The organism is Flavobacterium sp. W1B, from assembly GCF_047344965.1.
Classification (GTDB): domain Bacteria; phylum Bacteroidota; class Bacteroidia; order Flavobacteriales; family Flavobacteriaceae; genus Flavobacterium.
The window spans coordinates 1,467,584-1,485,066 of sequence record NZ_CP178845.1 but is presented as its reverse complement, the minus strand read 5'-3'; the positions used below and the strand labels follow the sequence as shown (position 1 = coordinate 1,485,066).

At 32.6% G+C, this 17,483-nt stretch carries 14 protein-coding genes and 1 tRNA gene; 6 read left to right on the top strand and 9 right to left on the bottom strand.

Annotated elements, in window-relative coordinates; all coding sequences use genetic code 11:
• Positions 1-127 precede the first annotated feature (127 nt).
• From ACMDB5_RS06545 to rpe, 6 genes are all read left to right on the top strand, one after another.
• Positions 128-853, top strand: a complete 726-nt coding sequence (locus ACMDB5_RS06545) for a hypothetical protein (protein WP_414000206.1) — start codon at positions 128-130, stop codon at positions 851-853.
• An 11-nt stretch (positions 854-864) separates the two neighbouring features.
• Positions 865-3,603 carry a TonB-dependent receptor plug domain-containing protein gene (locus ACMDB5_RS06540; protein ID WP_414000205.1) on the top strand — a complete coding sequence of 913 codons (2,739 nt, stop codon included), beginning with the start codon at positions 865-867 and terminating at the stop codon, positions 3,601-3,603.
• Between the two features lie 6 nt (positions 3,604-3,609).
• On the top strand, positions 3,610-4,836 hold the full coding sequence (locus tag ACMDB5_RS06535; RefSeq protein ID WP_414000204.1) for a DUF4249 domain-containing protein: 1,227 nt from the start codon (positions 3,610-3,612) through the stop codon (positions 4,834-4,836).
• Entirely contained in the window at positions 4,824-6,560 is a 1,737-nt protein-coding gene (locus ACMDB5_RS06530) for a hypothetical protein (RefSeq protein ID WP_414000203.1), read from the top strand. The genes ACMDB5_RS06535 and ACMDB5_RS06530 overlap by 13 nt, the downstream gene beginning before the upstream one ends.
• A 132-nt stretch (positions 6,561-6,692) precedes the next feature.
• Entirely contained in the window at positions 6,693-7,556 is an 864-nt protein-coding gene (locus ACMDB5_RS06525) for an RNA polymerase sigma factor RpoD/SigA (RefSeq protein ID WP_026707723.1), read from the top strand.
• 332 nt (positions 7,557-7,888) lie between these two features.
• On the top strand, positions 7,889-8,551 hold the full coding sequence (rpe, locus tag ACMDB5_RS06520) for a ribulose-phosphate 3-epimerase (protein WP_414000202.1): 663 nt from the start codon (positions 7,889-7,891) through the stop codon (positions 8,549-8,551).
• Positions 8,552-8,601: 50 nt separating this feature from the next.
• Here the strand turns inward: rpe and ACMDB5_RS06515 are convergent, their stop codons facing one another.
• From ACMDB5_RS06515 to murG, 9 genes are all read right to left on the bottom strand, one after another.
• Positions 8,602-9,024, bottom strand: a complete 423-nt coding sequence (locus ACMDB5_RS06515; protein WP_414000201.1) for a CBS domain-containing protein — start codon at positions 9,022-9,024, stop codon at positions 8,602-8,604.
• A 118-nt stretch (positions 9,025-9,142) separates the two neighbouring features.
• Positions 9,143-9,958: a zinc-dependent peptidase gene (locus ACMDB5_RS06510; protein WP_414000200.1), complete on the bottom strand. Its 816-nt coding sequence runs from the start codon at positions 9,956-9,958 to the stop codon at positions 9,143-9,145.
• Between the two features lie 114 nt (positions 9,959-10,072).
• Positions 10,073-10,146: transfer RNA gene (locus ACMDB5_RS06505), tRNA-Arg, on the bottom strand.
• Positions 10,147-10,221: 75 nt separating this feature from the next.
• The gene (locus ACMDB5_RS06500; protein WP_414000199.1) at positions 10,222-10,671 is read right to left on the bottom strand and encodes a GatB/YqeY domain-containing protein; all 450 of its coding nucleotides are present in this window, start codon (positions 10,669-10,671) and stop codon (positions 10,222-10,224) included.
• A gap of 227 nt (positions 10,672-10,898) precedes the next feature.
• Positions 10,899-12,830, bottom strand: coding sequence for a cell division protein FtsZ (gene ftsZ, locus ACMDB5_RS06495; RefSeq protein WP_414000198.1), 1,932 nt, complete (start codon positions 12,828-12,830; stop codon positions 10,899-10,901).
• A 57-nt stretch (positions 12,831-12,887) separates the two neighbouring features.
• Positions 12,888-14,270 (bottom strand): cell division protein FtsA, encoded by a 1,383-nt coding sequence (ftsA, locus tag ACMDB5_RS06490; RefSeq protein ID WP_414000197.1) that lies wholly within the window; start codon positions 14,268-14,270, stop codon positions 12,888-12,890.
• A gap of 6 nt (positions 14,271-14,276) precedes the next feature.
• On the bottom strand, positions 14,277-14,999 hold the full coding sequence (locus ACMDB5_RS06485; RefSeq protein WP_414000196.1) for a cell division protein FtsQ/DivIB: 723 nt from the start codon (positions 14,997-14,999) through the stop codon (positions 14,277-14,279).
• On the bottom strand, positions 14,986-16,335 hold the full coding sequence (gene murC, locus ACMDB5_RS06480) for a UDP-N-acetylmuramate--L-alanine ligase (RefSeq protein ID WP_414000195.1): 1,350 nt from the start codon (positions 16,333-16,335) through the stop codon (positions 14,986-14,988). Before murC ends, ACMDB5_RS06485 begins: the two co-directional genes overlap by 14 nt.
• A 12-nt stretch (positions 16,336-16,347) precedes the next feature.
• Positions 16,348-17,442: an undecaprenyldiphospho-muramoylpentapeptide beta-N-acetylglucosaminyltransferase gene (murG, locus tag ACMDB5_RS06475; RefSeq protein WP_414000194.1), complete on the bottom strand. Its 1,095-nt coding sequence runs from the start codon at positions 17,440-17,442 to the stop codon at positions 16,348-16,350.
• Positions 17,443-17,483 lie beyond the last annotated feature (41 nt).

Here is a 17,483-nt window from a genome sequence, read left to right as displayed (position 1 = left end):
TTCATTTGAATTGGGGTTTTTCGCTTTAAAAATGTAAAAAATAAATTACATTTTAACATTATAAAATAGTTTTGTAAGATTTTTTCAATATTTTTGAAAATAAAAAAACATTTAAACTAACAATCCTTTGAAAAAAATTAAAAAAAAACCTTATTTAATAATTTTATTTGGATTATTCCTAAACACCTTTAACACCTACAGCCAAAACAACAACGAAGCCTTAATCTATAATTGGTTTGATAAAAATATTGGCATAGAATCTTTAGACTTTAAAAATGGTTCTGCACATTTTAATTTTGACAAAACGGTCGACAATGAAAATCGCTATTATATTACAGATGGTTTTAGAAATGGAAGTATTAATTACAACAATCAAATCTATTCAAATCTTTACTTAAAGTATGACATCTATAATGATGAGCTAATCTTAAGTCCTTACAGCGAATCGAACCACACTCAAATTAGTCTACTTAAAGAAAATATAAGTTCTTTCAAAATAGGAATTGAAAAGTTTGTAAATCTGAAAGAGCTAAACCCTAACTTTAAAGGTGGATATTATGAAGAAGCTCCTATTGGAGATGATTCTATTCTTTATATAAAGTATTATAAAGAAAAAAACGACATCCTAAAAGATAACTTTTTTCTTATTAAATTTAAACAAAAAAATGAATATGTATTACTTAAAGAGAACAAATTCATTCTTATAAATGATAAAAAAGAAATCATAAAACTGTTCCCTGATAAAAAAAGAAAAATAAATGATTTCTTCTTTATGAATACAAATTTAAAAAAGGATGATCCCGGATTATTTATGAAAAGTCTAATGAAATACATTAACAATTTTAATATCTAGAAATCATCTAAATGAGAATATTCACTATTATTTTATTATTTTTTGGTTTAAATCAATTCCTGTATTCACAAGACCAAAAGCCGACTATTAGTATAAACTACAGCAATATTAGCCAAGTTGACGTTTTAAAAAAAATTGAAGCTTCTACAAATTATAAATTCTATTTTCAAGAAAAGTGGTTTGACAATACTGTTTTAATATCTGGAAATTACACCAACAAAACTATTGAAGAAGTGCTAACTAAAGTTTTTAAAGATAGTGATCTGAACTTTTTCATAGATAAAAACAGAATAATACTTACCAAAAACAGCATTATTTACGACAAATATCCATCCAAAAACACAAGGGAATTAGCACCCATATTTTTCCAACAATACGATTCGATTGGAAAAAAAATAACTAGCGCTGAAAATCCGATTGCCTTAATTGGAAAAGAAGAAATCGATTCTGAACTTGACTTTTATACCCTCTCAGGCCATATTACAGATCTGAAAGACGAAAAACCTTTGGCAGACATAACTGTAAAAGCTAAAAACACTACAATTAGCACCATCACAGATGCATTAGGATTTTATAGCTTAAGACTCCCTACAGGAATAAGCACAATTGAAATTGAATCAATACTCTACATAAGTGCATCTAGAAAAATAATGATTTACAGCAACGGAAATTTGGATTTTTCTATCGCAGAAAAAATAAACCAATTAAAAGAAGTAATCATAAAAGGAAAAAGTAGTCAAAACATTAGAACTGCTATAACAGGCTTAACAACAATTGAGGCAGAAGGAATGAAAACCATCCCACTTGTTCTTGGGGAAAGAGATATTCTAAAAGTAGCCTTAACTATTCCTGGAATAAAAAGCGCAGGCGAAGGCTCATCAGGGTTCAATGTACGTGGAGGAAAAGAAGATCAAAACTTAATCTTACTAGACAATGCAACAATATACAACCCTACTCATCTATTTGGTTTTTTCTCTTCTATTAACCCTTATACAATAAGCAAAGTAGACATCTATAAAGGAGGAATTCCATCCGAATTTGGAGGAAGATTATCTTCTGTTTTTGATATAATTTCTAAAAATGGAAATACAGAAAAATTTTCTGGTGAAGGAGGAATTGGACCTGTAACGAGCAACTTAACAGCTTCTATTCCTGTAGTAAAAGGAAAATCCAGCTTATTCATTGGCGGAAGGGCTACATATTCTGATTGGGTTTTAAAATCTATCGATGATGAAAATCTTAAAAACAGTCAAGCTTCTTTTTATGATTTATTTGCAAAATACAATCACAAAATAAATCAAAACAATTCTGTCGAAGGTACTGCCTATTATAGCAAAGATGCCTATAGCATAACTCCAGACTCATTGTACAAGTACAGCAACAGACTTATTTCTTTAAAATGGAAACATACTTTTAGCGAAAAAACGAATAGTGAATTTAACGTTACCAACAGCGAATATAAATTCAACATTAATTATGAATCTTCTAATCCAGAATCATTCATTTTTAAATACAAAATAAATGAAAGTCAAGTCAATCTAAAATTTAATACTTCATACAGCTCTAAACATAAATTTACTTACGGAATTTCAAATAAGTTTTATAAGGTAAACCCCGGAGAATTATCTCCTAACGGATCATTTTCACTTGTAGAACCACAAAAAATAGACAACGAAAAAGGCTTAGAATCGGCTTTGTTTTTATCTGATAATTTTAAAATATCCGAAAAAATATTATTTGACATTGGAGCCAGATACTCATTATATACAGCGCTAGGAGAATCAACTCAAAAAATTTATCAAGAAGGAGTTCCTATGACCCCTTCAACAATAATAGAAGAAAAAAAATTCGGCAATAATGAAGTAATTAATACTTCTGGAGGCTTTGAACCCAGAATAGGATTAAGATATATTTTTGATGACAGCTTTTTTATAAAAGCTGGCTTTGATAAAAACTTTCAATACATTCATTTATTATCAAACAATACAACACAAGCGCCTACAGATACTTGGAAATTATCTGATTTGAATGTAAAACCAGAAAGCGGCTTACAATACTCACTAGGCCTTTTCAAAAAACTAAACGATAAAGACATTGAGCTTAGCTTAGAAGGTTATTATAAGACATCTAAAAATATTTTGGATTACAAAGTAGGAGCAAACATAATTTTAAACCAAGATTTAGAAACTGAATTACTTCAGGGTGATGGAAAAGCATATGGAATAGAATTTTTATTAAAAAAAACCGAGGGAAGACTTAACGGATGGATTGGCTATACTTATTCAAGAGCGTTTATAAAACTTGATAGTCAATTTAATGATGAGAAAGTAAATAATGGTAATTATTTCCCCACAAATTTTGACAAACCACACGATGTCAGCATTGTAATGAATTACAAATTTACACATCGATACAGTTTTTCATCTAATTTTGTTTATCAAACAGGAAGACCCGTAACCTATCCAATAGGTAAATACTATTATAATAATGCCCAATATACGCTTTATAGTGATCGAAATAAATTTAGAATACCCGATTACTACAGATTAGATATAGGAATAAATATTGAAGGAAATCATAAAATAAAAAAACTAGCACATAGTTTTTGGAATATCTCGATATATAATGTTCTAGGTAGAAATAACCCATATTCTATTTTTTTCGTAACAAAAGAAGGGAGAATAAAAGCCTATCAAACTTCAATATTTGCAATTCCGATCCCAACTATTACTTATAATTTTAAATTTTAAAAAATTATGAAAAAAATCTTACTGTATAGATTTCTTCTTATAATATTGCTCGCTTCAGCATTTAGCTGTACAACACCATATAATTATCAATCCAATGGTTTTGAAGATATTATTGTAATAGAAGCAACAATCACAAACGAAAATAAATACCAAGAAATAAAACTTTCTAGAACATACACTCTTGAAGAAAGTAGTCAAAAATTTGAAACCGAAGCTGTTGTCTATGTAACTGATAACACGGGAAACAAATATGAGTTTGACGAAGGTGAAGAATCGTATATTTCGATAAATAAATTTCAAGCTAGTCATGACAGAGAGTATCAACTGCATATCCTTACCAAGGATGGGAAATCTTATCTTTCCAGAACCGAAAAGCTGACCACTCAAAATCCAATTGAAAATTTACAAGCTAGAGCAGTTAATAAAGAGGGAGTAACTGGTGTAGAAATTACAGTAAACAGTTTTGACCCTACAAATACATCAAAATATTATAGATACGAATATGAGGAAACTTACAAAGTAATTGCTCCTTTGTGGAGTCCTGAAAAGGCGGTTGCAGTTTTTTTTAGCCCCGGATCTAATCCAAAAGGTAAAATCATTATTGAAGAAAGAACAACAGAAGCCAGAGTTTGCTATTTAAATGAGGTATCAACAGACTTGATTTTAACCAATACCAATAAATTATCAGAAGACAAAGTAATTGATTTTCCGGTAAGATTCATTAGTAGTAAAAATCCCATAATTAGAAACCGTTATAGCATTTTAGTAAAACAATATGTACAGAGTTTAGCCGCTCATACCTTTTACGAAACACTCAAAAAAATATCAAGTGACGGAAGCATACTATCCCAAACGCAACCTGGTTTCTTTTACGGAAACATAAAATCCGTTGACAATCCAAGAGAAAAAGTAATTGGTTTTTTTGACGTTTCTTCTTATTCTGAAAAAAGATTATTTTTCAATTTTTCGGATATCCTACCGGATATCCAACGTCCAAATTATCAATACGAATGCCCCGCGATTGATCCTGAAAATCCAGTTAATCCATTTTTGTACAATTATTGTTTTTCACCAACGCCAAGTTGTCAAGGAAACCTAATTTTAGATTTTATTCAGAACAGAGATATGGTTCTTGTGAGTTACATTGGCACAAAATATACTTTATTCCCTATAGAATGTGGAGATTGCACTTCTTTTTCATCAAACATAAAACCAACATTTTGGATAGATTAAAACATATATTAGCCCTAACTTTATTATTAAGTTGTCAGCAAACTATCTTTGCACAAAACAACAATTCCATAGCTGAACTCAATGTAATTGATAAAATTTTGAACGAATCAATTTTTATCAGCACAAACACTAATTCATTCTTATCAGGAGAAACCATACTGTATAAGATATTTTGCACAGACAAAACAACACACATTCCAACAAAATATAGCAAAATTGCATATTTAGAACTTGTAGACAGCAATAAAAAAACAATTTTTACCCATAAATTATTTCTTAAAGACGGCACTGCCGACGGTGATTTTTTCATCCCAACAACATTAGAAACGGGCACTTACAAAATAATAGGATACACTAGCTGGATGTTGAACAAAAATATTGAAGAATATTTTTTTACAGATATTTACATTATAAATCCTTATACAGAAAAATCAATCCAGACAATTGCTCAAAAAGAAACAACACCATTAGAAGCAATAACCGACAACAATATTTCCTTTGATTTTAAGGACAAGACATTCAGCAATAGAACTCTAGTGAATTTAAAAATCAAGACCATGTCTGACGATTTTTTAAAAGGAAACTATACTATATCAGTTAGAAAGGCAGATGGGTTTTCAGCTCAAAGCAAAACTACTCTTAAAGAATATCAAGCATTAAATCAAAGTAAAGCTTCTAACAGTGTGATTAATAATTTAAGTTTTGTACTTCCTGAATTACGAGGAGAAATAATTACTGGCAGAATAACGTCTGTTTCAGAAGAAATTAAAAATAAAAAAATAGCACTTTCTTTTATAGGAAAAAATTATGATTTAAAATTATCTAAAACTGACGAACAGGGCAAATTCATTTTTAACTTAGAAAAATCAAATCCTAACTCAAATATTGTTATTCAAGTACTTGAAGGTAATAAAGACGAATACATTATTGAAATAGACAAACCAAAGAAAACGGATTTTTCTAGTCTTTCATTTTCAAGTCTTCAATTCCATTCAGAATCTAACAAGAACATAACTGAAAGATTAATTTCTAGCCAAGTAGAAAATGCCTATTATAACGTAAAAAAAGACAGCTTAATTTCTCCTAATGGTTTTATTCCGTTTTATGGATCACAATCTAAAGAATACAAACTTGATGATTTCACAAGGTTCACAACAATGCAAGAAACTATTACCGAAGTAGTAGCCGGCGTTATTTTTATAAAAAAAAATAACAACTATACACTACAAGTTTATGATTACGATGAAAATTATGAATCTCCCTTAGCGCCATTAGTTGTGGTTGACGGATTATTAATTGAAGATTTGAATGAATTCTTTACATATAACCCTAAAAACATCAATAAAGTAAACGTTGTAAAAGGACTTTATTATTATGGTTCTAAAACATTTAACGGCTTAATTTGCTTTACAACCAAAAATGGAGATTACGAAACAAAACTTAAGGGCGACTTTATAATAAGGCCTGATATTTTGAGACCTCAAGCTAAAAAAGAATATTTTCAACCTGATTACACCAATAATAAAAACTCAAGAACTCCAGATTATAGACATCAACTTTTGTGGCTATCAAATGTTGATTTGAGTAATAAAAACTCAAATATCCAATTTTACACTTCTGATGTTTCTGGCAAATTTGAAGTAACTTTAGAAGGTCTCTCAGCAAGTGGCAAAGCCGTTTTTATAAAAGATATTATTGAAGTAAATGACAAAACTTCAAATTAAAATACAAATCCTATTCAATCGACGATTTATGTTTATATTTTAATAAATAATTATTTTCATCCCTTTTGTAACTTTTTAGCAACTCCATACGTATAACAACTCGTACACTTAAAATTGAGGAGACAAAACAACATGAGACAACTTAAAATCACCAAGCAGGTTACCAATCGTGAAACTGCTTCATTAGACAAATATTTACAAGAAATTGGAAAAGTTGACCTTATTACCGCTGACGAAGAAGTAGAATTAGCACAAAAAATTAAAGCCGGGGATCAAAGAGCCCTTGAGAAATTGACAAAAGCGAATTTACGTTTCGTAGTTTCGGTAGCAAAACAATACCAAAATCAAGGACTTACACTTCCTGATTTAATTAACGAAGGAAATTTAGGATTGATAAAAGCCGCACAACGTTTTGACGAAACACGTGGTTTCAAATTCATCTCATATGCTGTTTGGTGGATACGTCAATCGATTCTTCAAGCATTGGCTGAACAATCTCGTATCGTTCGTTTACCATTAAATAAAATTGGTTCTATCAATAAAATCAACAAAATGTACGCTTTACTAGAGCAATCTAACGAGCGTCCACCATCTGCTGAGGAAATTGCAAAAGAACTTGACATGACCGTAAATGACGTAAAAGAGTCTATGAAAAACTCTGGTCGTCACTTATCAATGGATGCGCCTCTTGTAGAAGGAGAAGATTCTAACCTTTACGACGTTTTGCGTTCTGGAGAATCTCCAAATCCAGACAGAGAATTAATTCACGAATCTTTACGTACCGAAATCGAGCGTTCCTTAGAAACATTAACTCCAAGAGAAGCTGATGTAGTGCGTTTGTACTTTGGACTTGGTGACCAACACCCAATGACTCTTGAAGAAATTGGTGAAACTTTCGACTTAACTCGTGAGCGTGTACGTCAGATCAAAGAAAAAGCAATCCGTAGATTAAAACATACTTCAAGAAGTAAAATTCTTAAAACTTATTTAGGTTAATAAACCTTAAAGCTAGGAAATCTTTTGTCTTTAAGACATTTGACTTTCTAATATAAAGCAAACAACAGTTTGATTGACTGTTCGTTTTTTGATTGATGATTGAAACTCCGGCTGATTACCGGAGTTTTATTTTTTGCACAAACTTCAAAATTGAATATTCTAAGCTCTTTATCCTTTATTATTTTAAGTTCAAATATTCAACCAGATTAATGAATCCTGAAATAGCATTTGTGCGCATCGATTACAAATGCTTTTCTTTGTGAACTTTGCAAAAAACTTTATCAACTTTGCATTTAAAATTTTTACTTTTGCACAAACAATTCAACTACACAATGAAAAACACATTAATTGCTCCATCGGTTCTAGCAGCTGATTTTGGAAACTTACAACGCGATATCGAAATGATCAACAATAGCGAAGCCGATTGGTTTCATATTGACATCATGGACGGCGTTTTTGTGCCAAACATTTCTTACGGCATGCCCGTTTTAGAAGCTATAAACAAGCACGCTAAAAAAACCATCGACGTTCACTTAATGATTATAGATCCAGATCGTTATATCAAAACTTTTGCTGATTTAGGAGCTAATGTTCTAAGTGTACACTATGAAGCATGTACACATCTTCACAGAACACTACAAGCTATCAAGGCTGAGGGAATGAAAGCCGGAGTTGCTATTAACCCACATACTAATATAGATTTATTGGAAGATATTATCAATGATATAGACTTGGTTTGTATCATGAGTGTAAATCCTGGTTTTGGAGGACAATCTTTCATTGAAAACACTTACGCCAAGGTTAGAAAACTTAAAGACCTAATCAATAAAAAAGGCGCCTCTACATTAATCGAAGTGGATGGCGGAGTAACTAATAAAAACGCAAAACAACTAGTTGAAGCTGGAGCCGATGTACTTGTTGCCGGAAGCTTTGTTTTTAAAGCTGCAAACCCAACAGAAACCATTGCTGATTTAAAGAAATTAACATCCTTCTAAAAAAACAAAAAGTCCCTTTCAAAATATCGAAAGGGACTTTTTTATTTACATCACTTATACTGATCAATCAAATATTTTATCAGATCGGTGGTAGTTACAATCCCTACCAACAAATCACCCAAACAAACCGGCAAAGCATGAAACTCCTTTTTAGATAAGATTTCGGCAGTTTCTTTAATTGTTGTTTCAGGCGAAATGGTGACCAATTTTTTAGCCATAACCTGCTCGATTGTAAACATATTATACACCGTAGCATCTACCACTTCTGCATCATCATCAACGGCATCTACAAAAGAAATTCGCAATAAATCGGTATAACTCAACATCCCCACTATTCTATTGCCATCCACAACAGGAATATGCCTTATTTTATGTTGTTTAAAAAGCTTTTCTGCTTTTGTTAAATCATCTAACTTATTTAATTTAATAACATTTTTACTCATTATAACTGATACCGGCACATTTTGTTTCATGATATTCTAGCTTTAGATTTAACCAAAGTTAATTCAAATCAAAAACAAAAAACATGATGTTTATCATCTCTACTTGATGCTTTTGAAAGCTCAAGCTAGTTAAAACAAAAAGGCTTTTTTACTTTAAATCCTCTTCATCAAAATTTATCATTTCTCTAATATCATTGTACAACTCGGGGAATTCTTTCTTAAAAATTTGAGGTGTTTCAAAGAAATGTTCCAAAACAACGGCAAAGAATTCCACTTGATTGGTATAAGCATAAATCCTGAAATATTTTGATGCAATGAGATGATCCAAAACATTAGAACGGACTAAATACTCCTGTATTTTAACATAAGCATCCGCAAAAACAATACTACTTTGATCTTTTCCTTTTAATCCATGAAAATACAGAGCATGTGCAAATTCGTGCAAGCCAAGATTTATATTATCACTTTCATATCGAAAACCTTCTTCAAAATCTTTCCAAGAAAAAACCACTGTCTTCAAACCTGGATTAAACTCTCCTTTATGAAATTCTTTATTTATCGTAGAAAAATAAGCTTCCGGATAAATAATAATCTTATCAAAAACCCTAATCAAATAATATCTCATTCCAAAAGTAAGCATCACAAAAGTGGCCGAAATTAAAACTTTGACTTGATCAGTAACAACAAAATCTGCTTGTCCGATAAATTTATATTTCTCAATAAACGCTGCTACTCGGCACTCAAAAAAACGTTTCCTTTGATCAGATAATTTTCTATAGAACACAAATTCCTTTTCGAGGATATTTCTTTGAGAATCGCTTAATTTAAGCGCAAAAGGATACCAATGAATATAAATTGGTTTATTAAAAATAAGCACATATAAAGGCTCGATGATTGCCCCAAAAATCAATACTGCGAAAAGAATACCGAAAAACACAACTACTAAAATCTGAACTACATCCATTTAATTAAAATCTTGACTGAGGTTAACACAACTAAACTACAAAAACTCTAATTTGAAAACAAAAAAAGCAACAAAATGACAAATTATGCTTTGTCATTTTGTTGCTTTTTTAAGTGGCCGCGACAGGGTTCGAACCTGCAACCCTCAGAGTCGAAATCTGATATTCTATCCAGTTGAACTACGCAGCCATTTAATATATAATTTACGAATTTAGATTTAGGATTTTCACAATCTTAAATCTAAATCCCCAAATCCTAAATTATTTATACTAATAATTTCTTAACGATAGTGGAAATGGTTTTCCCTTCAGCAGTTCCGCCTAACTGTGCCGAAGCCAGTCCCATCACTTTACCCATTGAGGCAATTCCAGAAGCACCTGTTTCAGCAATGATTTTTGCAATAACAGCTTCCACTTCAGCTTCACTTAATTGAGCTGGCAAGAATTTCTCAATTACTGCCACTTGTGCCAATTCTGGTTCAGCTAAATCTAAACGATTTTGTTCAGTGAAAATTTTCGCGCTTTCTTTGCGGGTTTTCACTAATCTTTGAAGCAATTTAATTTCATCATCTTCTGAGATTTCTTCTTTTGTCCCTGATGCAGTTTGAGCCAAAAGGATTTCAGATTTAATCGCTCTTAAAGCTTCTAATGCAACTGTATCCTTAGCTCTCATGGCGGTTTTCATTTCGTCCATGATATTTGTTGATAAACTCATTTTTTTTATTTTATTAAGCGCTATTGCTTAGTTTATTTTTTTTGATTTGAAGAAACACCCTTTTGTTGTCTCAAATGGTAATAAAAGTATTTCATGAGAAAAATACTCAACGGAAACAGAAATTAATTTCCTAAAAAACTAAAAGGGATATCGCGGTGCGAAGATAAAAAAAATAACCCGAAAATTAAATTCAATTTTCGGGTTGATTTGATTTTGATTCGAGTTCGTTAATCTACATTGTCATGCAAATACGAGTTGTTAGAACGCAACTGTAAATCGTTGTTACTATCCATCCCAACAGACATTCTTGAATTTGTATTATTAGCTTGTGTATTTGATATATCTATACCTAATCTTTTGTAAGCCGGCTCTTTCTCGTACTCCTCAATTTTAGATACATTATTATGAAACTTATAATTGAACTCTTTAAGTTTCTTTCTTCTTTCATCAGCTCTAAGTCTCAAAGTTTCCTCGATTGACATTTCCATCGGAGAAATTTCTTCAAATTTAGAAGGCGCACTTGTATAAGTATCAACTTGTTTCATTGTGATGTTCATTTCCTCAGGAATAACCTCTTCAACTACTTTTGAAACAGGTTTTGAAGCAATAAAATCATTCTCTACTTCCATATATTCCTCAAGAGAATATCTAACAACTCCTTTGTCCGACAACTCGGTCACAGGCACAAATTGAACTGGCTGATTTACTTTTATCTCTCTGGTTTCATTCGTTAATTCAAACAAAACTTCATTTTGCTGTACTGCTATCGGCTCTGGCTTAGAAAGTGGTAAATCAAAAGAAAAAGCCGTTTGCTCTTGTCTTTCAATCACCTTAGGCTGTGGTACTTCTCTAGTTTCAGCCGCTTTTGGCGCCGTGAAAGTAAAATCAATATCTTTAATTGGAGAAACGATTTCAAAAGTAACATCTAGGTTTTTGATAAACTCCGACATTACCATCAAATCTTCGTTACCTTCTACAGGAACGATTGGCTCCGGAGCAACTCTATCTTCTGTCAATTCAAAAACAATTCTCTCTTCTGTATTAGCTTTCGGTGTTTCGGTATTTAAATCAAAAGCAGGAACTGCATTTTTTGTTAAATTATAAACACTTCTTTGTTCATCCTCAAGGGTGTGAATTATTTTTTTTGGCTCTGTATTTACAATTCCGTTTTGTTGTTCAATATCAAATCCTGTCGCAATAATAGTTACTGCAATAGCATCCCCCAATGTTTCATCTTCTCCAACTCCCATGATAATATTGGCATTGAAACCCGCTTCAGTTTGAATATGGTCATTGATTTCCCCAATTTCATCCAAAGTGATCTCATTAGATCCAGAAACGATGAGCAACAAAACGTTTTTGGCACCTGTGATTTTATTATCATTTAGTAAAGGAGAATCCAAGGCTGAAATAATAGCATCTTTAGCTCTATTTTCACCCGAAGAAACAGAAGAACCCATAATTGCAGTTCCGCTATTTGCTAAAACTGTCTTAGCATCACGTAAATCGATATTCTGTGTGTAGTGATGCGTAATTACCTCGGCAATACCTCTTGAGGCAGTTGCCAAAACTTCATCCGCTTTTGAAAATCCTGCTTTGAAACCAAGATTCCCATATACTTCTCTTAATTTATTGTTGTTGATAACGATTAAAGAATCTACCTGTTTGCGTAGCTTTTCAATCCCTATTTTTGCTTGTTCTTGACGTACTTTCCCTTCAAACAAAAATGGCAATGTCACGATACCTACAGTAAGAATTTCTCTTTCTTTTGCCAATTGAGCAATTACTGGAGCAGCACCTGTACCGGTACCTCCACCCATTCCGGCTGTGATAAAAACCATCTTGGTATTGCGATCCAACATCTTTTCGATATCGGCAATACTTTCAATAGCTGATTGTTGTCCTACATCTGGATTTGCACCAGCACCAAGACCTTCAGTTAAATTCACTCCCAACTGAATTTTATTAGGAACTGAACTATTCTGTAATGCCTGAGAATCAGTATTACAAACAATAAAGTCTACTCCTTTAATTCCTTGTTTAAACATGTGGTTAATAGCATTACTACCGCCTCCACCGACACCAATTACTTTGATTACATTTGATTGGTTTTTTGGTAAATCAAATGAAATACTTCCAAATTCTGAGTTGCTCATCATTTTATTTGGTTTTTGATATTAATTATAAATTGTTGTTTTATTATTTTGGGCACTGCCCTATTCTGCATTATCTAAAAAATCCTTAATCTTATCTACATAACGATCAAAAAACGATCTCTTAATCTTATCTCCTGTAGATTCTTCATTCTTTACATATTTTTTAGTTTTCTCTTCTTCGTCTTCATCTTCCTCCATTAATTCAGTTCTTTCGTAAGCGGGTGCTCTATAAACCGGCACTTTTGGAGCAACAATTTCGTCCTTTCTAACCGCACTTCGAGTGTTGTTTTCGATACTATTCATTACCAATCCAACAGCTGTTGCGTATAATGGACTCGAAAATTCCTCATCAGAATCGCCAGCTAGGTGTTCGTTTGGATATCCTATTCTGGTATCCATCCCTGTAATGTATTCCACTAACTGCTTAATATGTTTTAGCTGTGCTCCACCACCGGTAAGCACAATTCCAGCAATTAGTTTCTTGCGCGGATCTTCATGTCCGTAAGCTTTTATTTCGGTAAAAACCTGTTCTACAATTTCCACGACACGAGCATGAATAATTTTCGATAAGTTTTTCAAAGAAATTTCTTTTGGTTCTCTTCCTCTTAACCCAGGAATAGAAACAATTTCATTGTCTTTATTTTCACCTGGCCAAGCTGAACCAAATTTAACTTTCAATAATTCAGCTTGCTTTTCAATAATTGAGCAACCTTCTTTTATATCATCCGAAATAACATTTCCACCAAAAGGTATTACTGCGGTATGACGAATAATTCCATCTTTAAAAATCGCTAAATCTGTTGTACCACCACCTATATCAATTAAGGCAACTCCAGCTTCTTTTTCTTCCTGACTCAATACGGCATCACATGATGCTAATGGCTCCAACGTTAATCCTGATAACTCAATCCCTGAACTTTGGATGCATCGCCCTACATTTCGTATCGATGATGCCTGACCAACTACAACATGAAAACTAGACTCTAATCTTCCGCCGTACATTCCTATAGGCTCTTTGATTTCAGATTGGCCATCAATTTTAAATTCTTGAGGTAAAACGTGAATTATTTCCTCTCCCGGCAACATAGCCAGTTTATTTACTTGGTCTATCAACAACTGAATATCCGCTCCTCCAATCACTTCTTCAGGATTGTCTCTGCTGATATAATCTGTATGCTGAATACTACGTATGTGCTGACCTGCAATTCCTACAACAACATCTTTAATTTTGTAACCCGAATTATTTTCGGCCTCATTTATTGCTTGCTGAATAGACTGTATTGTTTGGGTAATGTTATTAACAACTCCTCTGGCAACACCTAAACTTTTAGATTTACCAACTCCCAAAATTTCTAACTTACCATACTCATTTTTCTTGCCTATCATGGCAACAATTTTGGTAGTCCCAATATCTAGACCCACTGCAATATTCTCTTTTTCCATTATCTATTATTTAGTGCAAACTACTTGTTTTGTAAATCTGAGATCTATCTTTTTATATTTATACAACGAACTATCTAAAACCGCCTTTTGAAAAAAGGCCTTGTAATCCTTGAATTTCTCTTCGAAATTTGCTGTTCCACCAAAATTAATTTGGTAATCAAAATTCCTATTGAACATTTTTAAGCTCCCACTAGGCATGATTTGAATAGCAACAATGTTTTTTTTCAAAAAATCATCATCATAAATTACCCGTAACAATTGGACTAATTTTTCGTTATTTTTTTCATTTATTGTACCAGAAACAAGCGGAACTCTAGCCGCAAAATTGTCAGATAATGGCATCTCACCCCCCTCATAATCAATATAAAAAGAGCTATTCCCATTAAAAACCCTAGCTATAGGGGTTTTCTGTTTTACTACTGCTTTCAGAACACCATCAATACTTACAAACACATCCGATTTTTCAATCATATTGTTCGAAGACAGTATTCTCTCCAGTCTATTCAAAGCTAATTTATCTTTTCTTATACTTGAAGCATTCTCATTATTTTCTATTAACAATTTATTAACCGTTTCTCTTTTCAAAAAAAGAGTGTTATTGCCAACGAAAACAACTACTGATTTAGTCAATTTTCTATTTCCGTTTCGCTTAGAAGTGAATGAAAATAGAAAAAGAACAACTCCAATCATTAAAACCAATCTGATATTTGCCCAATTAAATATTCTCATTTAAAGCCAATTTAATCTCTCCCACTAATTCCCCTATATCACCTGCTCCTATTGTCACAATTATCGGTGCATCACTCTCCAAAATCGCATCAATTAAAATTTCTTTTGAAGCCAATTTTTTATTTGAATTATCAATTTTACCCAACAACCATTCAGATGTTACTCCTTCCATTGGAAGTTCTCTAGCAGGATAAATATCCATCAAAATAACTTCGTCAAAGTTAGAAAGACTTTTGGCAAAATCATCAACAAAATCCCTTGTTCTGCTGAATAAATGAGGCTGAAAAATGGCCAATACTTTTTTGCCGGGATACAATTCCCTAACCGCCTGATAGACTGCATTGATCTCCGTTGGATGATGTGCATAGTCATCAATATAAACTAAATTATCTGTTTTTATTTGATACGAAAACCTTCTCTTTATCCCTTTGAATGAAGCTAAGGCTGCCGCAATAGCAGCGGTTGGGGTGCCAAAATCTATTGCCATTGCGATAGCCATTAAAGCATTCATCAAATTATGTTTTCCGGGTAAACCAAAACGAAAATCTATTAAAATCCCATTTGGCGTCTTTATATCAAAAATGTAACTACCATTATCTATTCGAATATTAAAAGCGCTATACGCCGCCTCTTCATTTACAGCCACCGTAACCCCCTCTAAAGGCAATTCCCGAGTTATAAACAATCTCTTTTTATCCTGAATCTTATTAGCAAATTCCACAAAAGATTCTTCGATGGCATCACTTGTACCATAAATATCCAAATGATCGGCATCCATTGAAGTCACACAAGCAATATTAGGATGCAAATGCAAAAAAGAACGATCAAATTCGTCTGCTTCAACAACAGTTACCGTTTTTCCGCTTCCTATCAAATTCGAATTATAATTCTCTACTATTCCACCTATAAAAGCAGTAACATCAGCACCGCTTTCGAACAAAATATGCCCCAAAATACTTGAAGTCGTTGTTTTTCCGTGCGTTCCAGCAACAGCAAAACAAAAAGTGTCTTTTGTTATTATTCCTAAAACCTCTGCTCTTTTTTTAACATGATATTCGCGCTCCAAGAAATAATTCCATTCTGAATGTGTTTTAGGAACAGCCGGAGTAATAATCACTAAAGTATTTTCAACAAAATAATCTTTTGGAATCAAACCAATATTGTCTTCAAAATGAATTGAAATTCCGCTTGCTATCAACTCTTTGGTCAAAGCCGTAGGAGTTTTATCATAGCCTGAAACCTGCTTTCCAATATTTTTAAAATAGCGAGCCAAAGCACTCATTCCGATGCCTCCAATTCCGATGAAATAGACGTTATGTATTTGATTTAAATTCATTGATATACTTTCCTATTTATTTTTAATTAACTTCACAATTACATCTGCAATTTGTTTTGTTGCTTCAGGCATTGCCAATTGTTTTATATTCTCACTTAATTGATTCTGCTTGCCCTGATCTTTTAGCAAAGCTTCAAAAACGAGACCGAATTGAGAATCCAGCTCTGCTTCTTTCAATAAGATTGCTCCTTTTTTATCTACAATTGCTTTTGCATTTTTTGTTTGATGATCTTCGGCTACATTTGGCGAAGGGATAAAAATTACCGGCTTACCCACAATGCACAGTTCTGATACCGATGATGCGCCCGCTCTTGAAATAATAATATCCGCTGCAGCATAAACAAAATCCATTCTTTCGATAAAAGCAACCACTTTTACATTAGCTGAATCGTATTTTTTATAATCTTCATAATACAATTTCCCACATTGCCAGATAATTTGAACATTTTGGGAGAGAATATTTTTTAATTCTTTTTCAATTAATTGATTCATTCTTCTTGCTCCTAAGCTTCCGCCAAGAACCAATAGTGTTTTTTTATTTGCATCTAAGTCAAAATATTGAATTGCCTCGTTTCTTTTACTTGCAATATCAATTAAATCCTGACGCACAGGATTCCCAGTCAAAATCATTTTATCAGCCGGAAAAAATCGCTCCAGATTCTCATAAGCCACACAAATTGCATTGGCTTTGTCGCTCAATAACTTATTAGTAATTCCAGGATATGAATTTTGTTCCTGAATTACCGTTGGGACCCCCATTAAACTAGCCGTCTTCAACAATGGACCACTGGCAAAACCACCGGTTCCTATAACAACATCTGGATTAAATTGCTTTATTATCTTTCTGGATCTCCACAAACTATCAACTAATTTTAGTGGAAACATCAGATTTTGCAAGCTTATTTTTCGTTGCAAACCAGCAATCCACAATCCTTTTATTGCATAACCTGCCTGAGGCACTTTCTGCATTTCCATTTTGTCTTTGGCACCCACAAAAAGAAATTCTGCGTCTGGAAAACGCAACTTCAATTCATTGGCAATCGCAATAGCAGGATAGATATGCCCTCCGGTTCCGCCGCCACTTAATATGAATTTATATTGCCTCATCTTTCTATAAGTTATAATAATTTTTGAAAAACACTTTACTC

Coding starts and splice junctions, on each gene's coding strand:
- ACMDB5_RS06540 (WP_414000205.1), top strand. CDS start 865: ATGAGAATATTCACTATTATTTTATTATTTTTTGGTTTAAATCAATTC.
- ACMDB5_RS06535 (WP_414000204.1), top strand. CDS start 3,610: ATGAAAAAAATCTTACTGTATAGATTTCTTCTTATAATATTGCTCGCT.
- ACMDB5_RS06525 (WP_026707723.1), top strand. CDS start 6,693: ATGAGACAACTTAAAATCACCAAGCAGGTTACCAATCGTGAAACTGCT.
- rpe (WP_414000202.1), top strand. CDS start 7,889: ATGAAAAACACATTAATTGCTCCATCGGTTCTAGCAGCTGATTTTGGA.
- ACMDB5_RS06515 (WP_414000201.1), bottom strand. CDS start 9,024: ATGAAACAAAATGTGCCGGTATCAGTTATAATGAGTAAAAATGTTATT.
- ACMDB5_RS06510 (WP_414000200.1), bottom strand. CDS start 9,958: ATGGATGTAGTTCAGATTTTAGTAGTTGTGTTTTTCGGTATTCTTTTC.
- ACMDB5_RS06500 (WP_414000199.1), bottom strand. CDS start 10,671: ATGAGTTTATCAACAAATATCATGGACGAAATGAAAACCGCCATGAGA.
- ftsZ (WP_414000198.1), bottom strand. CDS start 12,830: ATGATGAGCAACTCAGAATTTGGAAGTATTTCATTTGATTTACCAAAA.
- ftsA (WP_414000197.1), bottom strand. CDS start 14,270: ATGGAAAAAGAGAATATTGCAGTGGGTCTAGATATTGGGACTACCAAA.
- ACMDB5_RS06485 (WP_414000196.1), bottom strand. CDS start 14,999: ATGAGAATATTTAATTGGGCAAATATCAGATTGGTTTTAATGATTGGA.
- murC (WP_414000195.1), bottom strand. CDS start 16,335: ATGAATTTAAATCAAATACATAACGTCTATTTCATCGGAATTGGAGGC.
- murG (WP_414000194.1), bottom strand. CDS start 17,442: ATGAGGCAATATAAATTCATATTAAGTGGCGGCGGAACCGGAGGGCAT.